Origin of the sequence: Amycolatopsis sp. cmx-11-51 (assembly GCF_047608665.1) — a bacterium.
Taxonomy (GTDB): Bacteria; Actinomycetota; Actinomycetes; order Mycobacteriales; family Pseudonocardiaceae; genus Amycolatopsis.
Genome location: NZ_JADNQO010000035.1, coordinates 1 through 14061, shown reverse-complemented (window position 1 = coordinate 14061; position 14061 = coordinate 1). Strand labels below are relative to the sequence as shown.

General features: G+C 70.1%; 2 protein-coding genes. Both read right to left on the bottom strand.

From position 1 onward, the window contains the following. Positions 1-1541, bottom strand: a 1541-nt coding sequence (locus tag ACM6LU_RS39050; protein ID WP_414942903.1) for a condensation domain-containing protein, incomplete at its 3' end; no start/stop codon positions are given. Beyond that, positions 1538-14038: an amino acid adenylation domain-containing protein gene (locus tag ACM6LU_RS39045; protein ID WP_414942902.1), complete on the bottom strand. Its 12501-nt coding sequence runs from the start codon at positions 14036-14038 to the stop codon at positions 1538-1540. The genes ACM6LU_RS39045 and ACM6LU_RS39050, both read right to left, overlap by 4 nt. Between the last annotated feature and the right edge of the window lie 23 nt (positions 14039-14061).

The window sequence follows — 14061 nt, the reverse complement described above, 5'->3', positions numbered from 1 at the left end:
TTCCGCGCCAACCGATTCGACCACACATCCAAATCCGCATAACTCAACTCGACACCCGAACCGACCAACGCTGTCGCCTCCGCGGAACACACCACCCGCTCCGCGAACAACTCCGGCACCACACCACCCGGCACCGCGACCGCCGTGTCGTTCCATTCCCGGAGTGTCCGGCGCAGTTCGTCCTGGTCGAGAATCCGAAAGGACCGGACGGTGACGGAGGGGTCGGCCGCGACGGTTTCCAGGATCTGGACCAGCCGTGCCGCGATCCGGTCGACCGTCTCGGCGTCGAAGAGATCCGCCGCGCCGATGAGGGCACCCTGCAACCCGGCCGGGTGTCCATCGGTGTCGAGTGCCTCGCGCACCACGAGATCGAGATCGAGGTCGAGGTCGCCCGCCTGCTCGCCGTCGGAGACCGAGTCGATCCGCAGGCCGGGCAACTCCATCACCTGCCCGCGGCCGCGCCCGGCGGAGACGAGGTCCGCGCTTTCCACGGCGGCCATCACCTGGAACAGCGGGTGCCTGGACAGCGATCGGGTCGGCGCCAGCTCCTCGACCAGCTTCTCGAACGGCACGTCCTGGTTTTCGTAGGCGTCCAGCGCGGCTTTCCGTACGCGCCCCACCACGTCGGTGAAGGCCGGATCGCCCGACAGGTCGGCGCGGATCACCAGGTTGTTGACGAAACAGCCGACCAGGTCGTCGAGCCCCTCGTCGGTCCGCCCCGCGACCAGGGTCCCGATCGGGAGGTCCGCACCTGCCCCCAGCCGGGACAGCAGCACCGCCAGCGCGGAGTGCACCACCATGAACAGGGTCGCCCCTTGCTCACGCGCCAGCTCGAGCAGCCGCTGATGGGTGTCCGCGCCGAGTTCCAGCTCGGCGGTGTGGCCACGGGGATCCAGCTGTGCCGGGCGCGGCCGGTCAGTCGGCAGGTTCAGTTCCTCCGGCGCCTCGGCGAGGGTTCGCCGCCAGAACGACACCTGTTCGGTCAGGGTGCTCTCCGGGTCGTCCTCCGCACCGAGAAGTTCGCGCTGCCACAGCGTGTAGTCGGCGTATTGCACCGGCAGCGGCGCCCAGTCCGGCGCGCCTCCCGCCAGCCGTGCCACGTACGCGGTGGAGAGGTCGCGCAGCAACGGGCCCATCGACCAGCCGTCGGCCGCGATGTGGTGCACCACCAGTACCAGCACGTGCTCGCGCGGGCTCACCGCGAACAGCCGGGCCCGCACCGGGATTTCGCGCGCCAGGTCGAAGGCGTACGCGCTCGCGCGCGCCACCTCGTCGTCCAGCGCCGTCGCCTCGACGACCTCGAGTTCGAAGCCCGTCTCGTCGATCCGGAGCACCTCCTGGCGGGGCTCGCCGTCCTGGGCAGGGAAAACGGTGCGCAGCACCTCGTGGCGGCCGAGCACGTCCAACAGTGCGGCGGCGAGAGCGTCGCGGTCCAGCTCACCGGTCAACCGCAGCGCGAGCGGGATGTTGAAGGTGTCGGTGGGGCCGTCCAGCTGCCAGAGGAACCACAGCCGGCGCTGCGCGAACGACAGCGGAATCATGAGATCTCCTTCTCGTGCTCACGCATGGGCCGGAGCGCCGGCCTCGATTTCTTCCCGGTACCGGCGTTCGCCACGATCCACGCGGCTACCTCGGCCGCGGTCGGGTTTTCGAACAGCACCCGGAGTGGCACCTCGGCACCCGCGGACACCCTGATCCTGCTGAGCAACCGGGTCGCCAGCAGGGAATGCCCGCCGAGGGCGAAAAAGTGGTCGTCGGGGCCGACATCGGACAACCCGAGGATCTCCGCGAACGCCTCGCAGACGAGCTCTTCCTCCCGCGTGGCGGGCGGGCGGCCCGCCCCCGCCGCGCCGTCGCCAGGCGCGGGAAGTGCTTTGCGGTCGAGCTTTCCGTTGACGGTCAAGGGCAACACGTCGAGCTCCACGAACACGACGGGCACCATGTACGCGGGCAACTTGCGCAGGACGTACTCCCGGAGCGTCTCGCCGAACCCGTCGGCCTCCGGCTCGGCGCGGACCAGGTAAGCGACCAGACGCCGATCGCCCGCCTGGTACTCCCTGGCCACGACCGCCGCGTCGGCGACCGCCGGATGCGCGGCCAGCACCTGCGCGATCTCGCCCGGTTCGATCCGGAACCCGCGGATCTTGAGCTGATCGTCGACCCGGCCCTCGAAGATCAGCCGACCGTCGGTGGTCCATCGAGCGCGGTCCCCGGTGCGGTACATCCGCCCGCCGGGCACCGTCGCAACACCGTCCACAGTGGACGTGAACGGGCAGGCCACGAACCGTTCGGCGGTCATCCCCGGCCTGCCGAGGTAGCCACGGGCCAGGCTGGCGCCTGCCACGTACAACTCCCCCCGCACTCCGGGCGGCGCCGGGGCCAAGGCGTCGTCAAGGACGTAGACGCGGCTGTCGAGGAGTGCGATCCCGATGTCGGGCGGATCGCCGGGCGACAGCGGCGCGGACATCGACGAGCAGACGGTGGTCTCGGTCGGCCCGTAGGCGTTGACGAACCGGCGTCCGGGCGCCCAGCGCGCCACGAGGTCGCCGGTGAGTGCCTCACCCGCCGACACCAGCGTGGTGACCGGCGCCAGATCCTCCGGAGCGGTCGCGGCGAGCACGGCGGGCGGCAGGGTCGCGTGGGTCACCCCGTGCCTGGCCACTACTCCGGCCAGCCCGGCGCCCGGGAGCAGATCCTCCGCCACTACCAGGCGGGCGCCGGTGCACAGCGCCATCACCAGTTCCCAAACCGACGCGTCGAACCCCGGGGAGGCGAACTGCAGCACCCGGCTCTCTTCGGTGACGGCGAGCCGTTCGACTTGCGAGGCCACGAGCGCGGCGATGCCACGGTGCGAGACCGCCACGCCCTTCGGCCGTCCCGTCGAGCCCGAGGTGTAGATGAGGTAGGCAGGCTGTGCCGGCAGCGGTGGGACGACGGGCGCGGTCCGCTCCGCCTCGGCGGCGCCGAGTACGACGACCGGTGCCTCCGTGCCTTCCGGGATCGACGACCGGTGCTCGGTGGTCGTCAGCACGCACACCGGCCGCGCGTCTCCGAGCAGGTATTCGATCCGTTCGGGCGGGAGCACCGGGTCGATCGGGAGGTAGGCGGCGCCCGCCTTGAGGACCGCGAGGAACGCGACGACCAGATCGGCCGAACGGTCCAGCACCACGGCCACCGCCGATTCGGGGCCCACGCCGTGCCCGGCGAGGACACCCGCCAGCCGATCGGAGCGCGCGTCCAGTTCCGCGTACCCGACGACCGTGTCACCGGCCTCCAGCGCGACCGCTTCCGGCCGTCGCGCGACCTGGGCGGCGAACAGGCCGGGCACCGTCGCCTCGGGCACCCCGAGGCCCGCCGGGTTCCAGTCGTCGAGCACCTGACGGCGTTCGGCCTCGGACAGGAGGTCGATCCGGCTCAGCGGATGAGCGGGTTCGGCGACGACGGATTCCAGCAGCCGCACCAGCCGCGCGACGAGTCCCTCGGCCGTCGGGCGGTCGAACAAGTCCGTGCCGAACTCCAGCGCACCCGAAATCCCGTCCGGGGCGCCTCGCTCGTCGCGTCGCTCGGCGAGGCTGAGCATGAGGTCGTACCTGGCGACGCCGTGCGCGAGTGGTTCGCCGCTCACCTCCAGTCCGGGGAGCCGCAGCTCAGCCTCGGGCGCGTTCCGCACGTCCAGCGCCACCTGGAACAGAGGCTGCCTCGACAGCGAACGCTCCGGAACGAACTCCTCCACCACCCGGTCGAACGGCAGGTCTTGATGCGCGTACGCCGCCAGGTCGGTGTCACGCACTCGCCGCAGCAGCTCCGAGAAGCTCGGGTCGCCCGAGACGTCGGTGCGCAGCACCAGCATGTTCACGAAGAACCCGACCAGTTCGTCCAGCGCGTCATCGGTGCGGCCCGCCAGCGCGGTGCCGATCGGGATGTCGCCGCCCGCGCCCAGCCTGCTCAGCAACGCCGCGAAGGCCGCCTGGAACACCATGAAGAGGGTGACCTGTTCGGTCGAAGCGAGCTCCACCACGCGCCGGTGCAGCTCAGCGGACAGCTCCACCTCGACGTCGCCGCCCTGGTGCGTCGCCACCGCGGGGCGGGGCCGGTCCACCGGAAGCGGGATCTCGTCGGGGATACCGGCGAGGTTGTCGCGCCAGAACGCCAGCTGCCGGACCAGCACACTCTCCGGATCGTCCGCGTCGCCGAGCAGATCCCGTTGCCAGAGCGCGTAATCCGCGTAGTGCACGGGCAACGGCGCCCAGTCCGGCGGCTGACCGGCCAGGCGTGCGGCGTATGCGGCCGACAGGTCCCGTGCCAGCGACGCGGTCGACCAGCCATCGGTCGCGATGTGGTGCACCGCCAGCACGAGGACGTGGTCGTCCGGCGTCACGCGGAGCAACCGCGCCCTGATCGGAATCTCCTCGGCGAAATCGATCGCGTGGCCCGCCACTCGATCGATCTCGTCCGCGACCTCCGCTGCCGCGACCTCGACCACCGGGAGCGCGAAGCCGGTCTCCTCGATCGCCAGAATCCGTTGGTACGGCTCGCCGTCCTCGGCCGGAAGCACCGTCCGCAGCACCTCGTGACGGCCGATCACGTCCCGCAGCGCCGCGGCCACCGCCGTCGGAACCAGCGCGCCGCGCAGCCGGAGGGCGGTCGTGTCGCTGTAGCTGGCGCTCGAGCCTTCGAGCTGGCCGACAAACCAGAGCCGGCGCTGCGCGAAAGAAACCGGTGGCCGCTCCGGGCGCTCCCGCGCCGTCAGCGCCAACCGGCCACCGCCTGCCTGCCCCAGCCGTTCGGCGAGGCGGCCCACGGTCAGTGTTTCGAACAGGAGCCGGATCGACACCTCGACGCCGAGCACCGAGCGCACCCGGCTCACCAACCGGGTCGCCAGCAGGGAATTCCCGCCGAGGGCGAAGAAGTCGTCGTCGAGGCCGACCCGCTCCCGGCCCAGTACCTGCGCGAACGCCTGGCACAGCAGCTCTTCGTGCGCGGTGGCCGGCGCGCGGCCCTCGCCCGGCGTACTCGCGCCGTCCGCCATCGGGACGAACACCGCCCGGCCCGCGGGTGCGGCTTCGGCCTCGTCGAGCAGCAGGCGACGGGGCCAGTCCGGCAGACTCGTGGCCGCCTCGGTGGTGGTGACCAGCGCCAGTGCTCCGGCGCCAGTGAGCACGGCGGCGACCTGCTCCGCCGGATCCGCCGGATCGACGAGCACGTACCTGCCGCCCGCCTTGCCGACGGCGGCCAGCGCCACCGTCAGGTCACCGGGCTCCCGGACCCCGATCGCGACCACCGACTCCTCGCGCACGCCGAGCGCGGTCAGCCGCCGCGCGAGCCGGTCGGAGCCGGTGTCCATACCCGGTTCGGGACGGGCCCGGCCGGTCACGTCGAGCACGTCCACCGACAGGAGCGGAAGGTCCGGGTTCTCCTCCAGCGCGGTGGTGAGCTTCGCGAGCGTGGTGTGCAGCAGCGCGGCGAACCGGTCCGCGTCCACCGGCCGCACGACATCGACGGAGATGTCGAACTCCACACCGTCGTCGTCGATCGACACGCTCAGCGGGTAGTTGTTCTGCTCCTGGGTGAACAGGGTCTCGACGTCCCCGAGCACGTCGCCTGGCTCGAGGACGACGGGCCGGGCGTGCCGGTAGTTGAACAGCGCGGCGAACAAGGGGCTGCCGTGGGGCAGGCCGCCTGCCTCCTGCGCCAGTGTCAGCGGCGCGTGCTCGTGCGCCAGCAGCTCGGCGAGCTGGTCACGCAGCTCCGTCAGTGCCGTTCCGACCGGCTGCCCGGCCAGGCCGACCCGTACCGGGAGGGTGTTCATGAACAGCCCCGGCACGCGGTCCGCGCCCACGCTCGACCGGCCGAGCAGCACCGTGCCGAACACGATGTCGTCGCGTCCCGCCACCGCCGCGAGCAGCCGCGCCCATGCCAGGTGGAAGATCGTCGCCGGGCTCATCCCGAGCGATCGCGCCAGCGCCCGCACCCGGCTCGCCACACCGCCGTCCACCGTCAACTTGCTCAGCCCGGTCGCCGTGCCATCACCGTGCACGTCCAGCAGCCCGTAGGGCGCGCCGGTCTCCGTGACATCCCCGACGAGCCCGGCGAAATACTCCCGGTGCGCCTCTTCGGGCACGCCAAGCCGGGCCTGCGCCACGAAATCCCGGAACGGCGCCGGGGTGGGCAGCGTGCCGGCCCGGCCAGCCAGTATCGCCTTGATCTCGTCGAGCACGATGTCGAGCGCCGTGTGGTCCTGGACAAGGTGATGCATCCGCACCAGCGCCAGCCATCCGGTGCCGCCGCCCGGTTCGGCCGCGATGTGCACGGTGAGCAACGGTGCCCGGCGCAGGTCCATCCACCCACCGGCGGCGGACAGCAGCTGTCCGAGCGCGTCACCGCCGCCGGAGTCGAGGGTGACCTCCGTGACCGGCAGCTCGGCGTGTCGCCACACGACCTGGACCGGCTCGGCCAGCCCGTCCGAAACGAGCGCGGTGCGGTAGACGTCGTGCCGGTCGACCACCTGTCGCAGCGCGGCCAGGAAGGCTTCCAAGCGTTGCCGCGCCCCGAAACGCAGGACGAACGGCATGGCGTAGACGTCGTCGTCGCCCTGGTCGGTCATCAGGTGGTGGAAGAAGATGCCTTCCTGTAACGGCGCCAGCGGATACACGTCCTGCACGTTGGCCGCCCCACCCGGCACCGCCTCGACCACCCTGGCGATCTCCGCTTCGGTCAGGTCCACCAGCGGCAGCATTTCGGGCGTGATCTCGCCGGTGCCCGGCGGGATCAGGTTGGGCGGTACCACCACCGGTTCCGGACCCGCCACCGCCGCCAGCGCGGCCGGTGTCGGTGTCACGAACAGCGTTCTGACCGAGACCGATACTCCGCGCTGCCGCAGCCACTCGACGAGTGACACCGCCGACAGCGAATGCCCACCGAGTGCGAAGAAATCGTCGTCGACGCCGACCACGGGCACGCCGAGGATCTCGGCGAACGCCTTGCACACCAGTTCTTCCTGGGCGGTGGCCGGGGCGCGTCCGGTGCCCGTGTCGTGCCGCGGGTCAGGGAGCGCCGCCCGGTCCACCTTTCCGTTGACCGTCAGCGGAAGGACGTCCAGCTCGACGAACGCCGAGGGCACCAGATAGCCGGGCAGGCGCTCGGTGGTGTGCGCGCGTACCGCGTCGATGATCGAGGCCCCGGTGTCCGCGGGTACCAGGTAGCCGATGAGCCGCTTGTCGCCCGGAACGTCTTCCCGGACCACGACCGCGGCGTGCGCGACCCCCGGATGCCCGGCCAGCACCACCTCGACCTCACCCGGCTCAACCCGGAACCCGCGAATCTTCACCTGCCCGTCCACCCGCCCGACAAACACCAGACGCCCCGCGGCATCCCACTTCACCCGATCACCCGTGCGATACATCCGGCCACCCGAACCAAACGGACACGCCACAAAACACTCCGCAGTCCACAAAGGACGATTCAAATAACCACGCGCCACACCCGCACCCGCCACATACAACTCACCAGCCACCCCCACCGGAACCGGCCGCAACCGCTCGTCCAGGACATACACCCGCGTGTTATCCATCGGACGCCCAATCGGCAACACACCATCAACCTCACCCACGGCACCAACCTCGTACTGAGTGGCACACAACGTCACCTCGGTCGGCCCGTACAACTGCCGCACCACCACCCCAGGATTCGACTCCAACACCCGCCGCACGGACCCGGCCGGAACCACGTCCCCACCCGTCAACACCTCACCCACACCCGCGAAACAGGACGGATCCCGATCCGCCAGCACCCGGAAAAGGCCGGCCGTCACGTGCACATGGGACAGCTCGTGTTCCGCGATCAGCCGTCGGATCGTCGTCGCCTCCACCCGCTCGTCGGGTGCCACCACCACGGTCCCGCCCGACAGCAACGGCACCCACAACTCGTACGACGACGCGTCAAAAGCATGCGGCGCGTGAAAGAGCACCCGTGGCGTCTCACCCCAGCAGCGGTCCTTCGCCAACCGCACGACGTCTCGGTGGGTGGCCACGACGCCCTTCGGGGCCCCGGTCGAACCCGACGTGTACATCACATACGCGGCACCGTCCGGGGCCACCGCGCCGGGAAGATCCACCACGGCGTCCGTCTCGGCGTCGGCGGGGATCACCGTGAGTCCGAGATCGTGCTGAGCCGTCGCCTCGTGCACCACCAGCACCGCGGCGCCCGCGTCCTCGGCCACGGCGCGCATCCGCGCGACCGGCCAGCCGGCGTCCAGCGGCAGATACGCCCCACCGGCTTTCAGCACCGCCAGCAGCGTCACCACCACGTCGGCCGACCGCTCCAGCAGCACCGCGACGACCGACTCCGGTCCCACTCCCGAGGCGACCAGCACCCGCGCCAACCGCTCGGCCCGCGCGTCCAGTTCGCCATAGCCGAGCCGGACGCCCTCGGCGACCACGGCCACCGCGTCACGATCGACCGCTACCCGGCGCGCGAACGCCTCGGGCACCGACACCTCCGGGGCGGCTACCGGCATCTCGTTCCACTCCGTCAGAATCCGCCGCCGTTCGTCCACTTCGAGCACGTCCACCAAGCCGATCGGGGTGCCCGGGTCCCGTGCCATCGTCCGCAGCACGTGGACGAACCGATCCGCCAGCCGCGCGGCGGCGTCACGGTCGAACAGGTCGGCCGAGACGATGAGAGCGCCGCTGATGCCGGTCGGCACGCCCGCCTCGTCGAAGCTCTCGCCGAGGCTCAGATCGAGATCGACCTCCAGCGACTTGACCGCCGAAGGCAGTGCGGCAACCCGCAGACCGGGCAGGATCAGCGGCGGCTCTTCGTCCCGGCCGGCGTTCTGCAGGGTCATCATCACCTGGAACAACGGATGCCGCGCGAGGGATCGAACCGGGGCCAGTTCCTCCACCAGCCGTTCGAACGGGACGTCCTGATGCGCGAACGCGGACAGCGAGGTCTCCCGGACGCGGCCGAGCACCTCGGTGAGACTGGGATCGCCGGCCAGGTCGGTGCGCATGACGAGGGTGTTGACGAAGAACCCCACCAGGTCGTCCAGGGCCTGGTCGGTCCGTCCCGCCACCGCGACGCCGATCGGGATGTCCGTGCCCGCCCCCAGCCGCGCCAAGGTGACGGCGAGCGCCGCCTGGAGCGCCATGAACACGGTCACGCCCTCAGCACGGGCCAGCTCCAGCAGCGCGCGGTGCAGGTCCGCCAGGATCTCCACTTCGGCGACGTGTCCGAGGCGCGAGGTCTCCGCGGGACGGGGCCGATCGGCGGGAAGGTCCAGCTCTTCCGGTGCGCCGTCGAGCGTGTCACGCCAGTACGCGATCTGCTGTGACATGAGGCTCTCGCCGAGCAGTTCCCGTTGCCACAACGTGTAATCGGCGTACTGGACGGGAAGCGAATTCCACGTCGGACTCCCGCCTGCCAGCCGCGCCGTGTACGCCGCGGACACGTCGCGTGCCAGCGGCTCCATCGACCAGCCGTCGCCCGCGATGTGATGCACCACCAGGACCAGGACGTGGTCCTCCGGCGTCACCGGGAACAACGTCGCCCGCAGCGGAGCTTCGTTGGCGAGATCGAAGGTGTGTCCGGCCGCCCTGGCGATCGCGTCGTCGAGATCCACGGGCGCCACCTCGACCACGTCCAGCGCGAACCCGGACTCGTCCGCCGAAAGCACCCATTGGCAGGGCTCTCCCCCGGCGGTCCGGAACACGGTGCGCAGCACCTCGTGGCGCCCGACCACATCACGCAACGCCGCCGCGAAAGCCGCTCGGTCCAAGGAGCCGGTCAGACGCAACGTCAACGGGATGTTGTAAGTGGGGCTCGGTCCCTCCAACTGACCGAGGAACCACAACCGACGCTGCGCGAACGACAACGGCATCGGTTCTGGCCGCTCCCGCGCCACCAGCGCCACCCGGCCCGGCGACGCCACCTCGGTGAGCCTGGCCGCCAGGCGCCCGGGTGTCGGGGCCTCGAACAGCGCGCGCAGTGGTAACTCGACCGACAGCGCCATCCGCACCTGACTCACCAAGCGCATCGCCAGCAGTGAATGCCCGCCCAGCGCGAAGAAGTCGTCATCGACCCCGACCGACGGCAGCGCCAGTGCCTCCGCGAAAGCCTGGCAAAGCAGCCCTTCCGTGGCGTTCGCCGGAGCACGGCCGGTAGCGGCCGAATACGCCGGCGCGGGCAACGCCGCCCGGTCCACCTTTCCGTTGACCGTCAGCGGGAATCGGTCCAGCTCCACGAACGCCGACGGGACGAGATACTCCGGCAGGCGCTCGGATACATAGCTTCGCAACGGTTCGGCGGCGGGCACTTCCCGGGGCACCACGTAACCGATGAGCCGCTTGTCGCCCGGAACGTCTTCCCGGACCACGACCGCGGCGTGCGCGACCCCCGGATGCCCGGCCAGCACCACCTCGACCTCACCCGGCTCAACCCGGAACCCGCGAATCTTCACCTGCCCGTCCACCCGCCCGACAAACACCAGACGCCCCGCGGCATCCCACTTCACCCGATCACCCGTGCGATACATCCGGCCACCCGAACCAAACGGACACGCCACAAAACACTCCGCAGTCCACAAAGGACGATTCAAATAACCACGCGCCACACCCGCACCCGCCACATACAACTCACCAGCCACCCCCACCGGAACCGGCCGCAACCGCTCGTCCAGGACATACACCCGCGTGTTATCCATCGGACGCCCAATCGGCAACACACCATCAACCTCACCCACGGCACCAACCTCGTACTGAGTGGCACACAACGTCACCTCGGTCGGCCCGTACAACTGCCGCACCACCACCCCAGGATTCGACTCCAACACCCGCCGCACGGACCCGGCCGGAACCACGTCCCCACCCGTCAACACCTCACCCACACCCGCAAAGCACCTCGGATCCTCGTCGACCAGGATCCGGAGCAAACCGGCCGTCACGTGCACGTGCGACAACGCGTGTTCGGCGATCAACCCGCGCAGCACAGCGGCTTCCATCCGCTCCGCCGGTGCCACCACGACCGTGCCGCCCGACAACAACGGCACCCACAACTCGTACGACGACGCGTCAAAAGCATGCGGCGCGTGGAACAACACCCGCGACGGCGACCCCCAGCAACGGTCCTCCGCCAAGCCCACGACATCCCGGTGGGTCGCCACCACACCCTTCGGCACGCCCGTCGACCCCGACGTGTACATCACATACGCCGCCGCTGTTTCCCGGACGACCGGAAGCGAGCCCTCGTCCACCCCGGCGTCCGCCCGCACCTCCACGACACCGAGGTCCTGGCCCGCCATCGCCTCACTCACCACGAGCAGACAGGCACCCGCGTCCGCCAGCACCGAACGTGTCCGCGCCGCCGGCCAAGTCGGGTCCAGCGGCAGGTACACCCCGCCCGCCTTCAGCACCGCGAGGGCGGCCACGACCAGCTCGGCAGAGCGTTCCATCAGCACGGCGAACACGGGCTCCCGACCGATCGCGCCACCGACCAGTACCCGCGCCAGCCGGTCCGAACGCGTGTCCAGCTCGCGGTAGGTGAGTTCCCGGTCCGCCTCCACCACGGCGATCGCGTCCGGATCCGCCGCGACGCACGCCGCGAACGCTTCGGGCACCGACTTGCCCAGCGCGGGTGTCGCGGTGTCGTTCCACTCCGCGAGGATCCGTTCCCGCTCGACCTCACCGAGCACGTCCACTGTGGACAGTGGTGTTCCGGGGGCCTGCTCCAACGCGATTGCCAGGCTCTCGACACAGGTGAGCATGAGCGCACCAGCCCAGGCCGGGTCGACCGCGGCGGCGGCCTCCACCTCCAGCTCGAAACCGGCTCCGTCGTCGTCCACCGACACGACCAGCGGGTAGTTCGAGTAGTCCCGCACCAGCACCGGGGTCACGCCGTCGAGAGCGGCCCCGGGGTTCCGCCCGGACGGCAGGTTGTGCCGGTAGTTGAACAACGCGGTGAACAAGGGACCGGTCCCGGCCATCCCGCCGGCCCGTTGCGCCGTGGCGAGCGGAGTGTGTTCGTGGACCATGAGCTCGGCGAGCTGACGGCGCACGGCCGCGAGGGCCGCGGCCACGCTCGCGTCTGCCAGACGCACCCGTACCGGAAGCGTGTTGATGAACAGCCCCGGGGTACGGCCGGAGCCCGCACCGGCGTTCATACGTCCGAAGAGGACAGTGCCGAACACGACGTCCTCGCGACCGGAAAGCGTACCGAGTACCCGCGCGAACGCCAGATGGAACAGCGTCGCCGGGCTCACTCCGAACGTCCGTGCCAGGCCGCGGAGCCGCTCGGTCAGCGCGGGGTCCACCGGCAACCGGGTCTGCGCCGAGTCGGTGCCGTCGCCGTAAACATTCGTGAGGCCGTAGGGAGCGGTGGTTTCGGTGACGCCGGCGAGCAACTCGGTGAAGTGGCGTTCGTGGTCTTCCGGAGTAGTTCCGCGCCGTGCTTGCGCGACGAAGTCGCGGAAACGGACCGGCGGCGGCGTCTGCTCCGCCTGCCCGGAGAGGAACGCGCGAAGTTCGTCGAGCAGCACATCGAACGTGGTGTGATCCTGGATCAGGTGGTGGATACGCAGCAGCACCAGCCAACCGCCGTCCGGGACCGCCAGCACCCACACCCGCAGCAAAGGCGCCCGCGTCAGGTCGATGGCGGATTCGCTCGCGGCCAGGAGCTGCTCGGCCGGGTCAGGGCCGCGCGGGTCGAGAACGACCTCCTCGACCGGTAGCCCGGCGCGGCGGGTGACCACCTGTACCGGCTCCCGAAGTCCGTCGGAGATGACCGCGGTGCGGTAGATGTCGTGCCGATCGATCAACCACCGCAACGCCGTCAGCAGATCGTCCACCCGCTGCAGGTTGTCCACGGCCAGCACGGTCGGAGTCGCGTACACATCCGTGCCACCCCGCTCGGTCATCAGGTGGTGGAAGAAGATGCCTTCCTGCAACGGTGCCAGCGGATAGACGTCCTGGATGTTCGGTGCCCCACCGGGAACCGCGGCCACCACCCGCGCGATCTCGTCCTCGGTCAGGTCGACCAGCGTCAGCATCTCCGGCGTCAACTCGGTGGCACCATCCGGAATCAAATTCGACGGCACCTCCACCCAACCGGACCCGGCGACAGCGGCCAATCCAGCCGGGGTCGGTGTCGTGAACAACGCCCGCACCGACACCGACACACCACGCTGACGCAACCACTCCACCAACGACACCGCCAACAACGAATGACCACCCAGCACGAAGAAGTCGTCATCCACACCGACTCGCCCCAGACCAAGCACCTCGGCGAACGCGGCGCAAAGCAGCTCCTCCCGCGCGTTCACCGGCGCGCGGCCGATACCCGTGAGACCGGCGAAGTCCGGCGCGGGCAGTGCCTTGCGGTCGAGTTTCGCGTTGACGGTCAAGGGGAAGGCGTCAAGTTCGACGATCGCCGAGGGCACCATGTACGAGGGCAGCCGCTCAGCCAGGAAGACCCGCAACTCCTCACCGGACACCGCGCCGGCGAGAGTCACATAGCCGGCCAGCCGAACGTCGCCCGGAACGTCTTCCCTGGCGATCACCACGGCCTGGTCGACATCGGGGTTGGTCAGCAGAACATTTTCGATCTCCCCTGGCTCCACCCGGAAGCCGCGGATCTGAACCTGATCATCGACCCGCCCCAGGAACACCAACTCGCCGTCGGCAGTCCACCGCACCCGATCCCCGGTGCGATACATCCGTTGCCCCGACTCGAACGGGCACGCCACAAAACGCTCACCGGTCAACCCCGTGCGGCCCGCATACCCCCGGGCCACACCGGCGCCGGATATGTACAACTCTCCATTCACCCCGGCCGGAACCGGCTCCAACCCATCGTCCAGCACATACACCCGGGTATTGGCGATCGGCCGACCGATCGGCACCGGCCCAGGGCCCACATCGGTCCGGCAGCGCCACACCGTGGCATCGACGGTCGCCTCACTCGGACCATAGGTGTTGAACATCGTGCGCCCGCCAGCCCAACGTTCAACCAACTCCGGCGGACACGCCTCACCCCCGACATCCAACACGAACCCCGGATCCAACACATCAC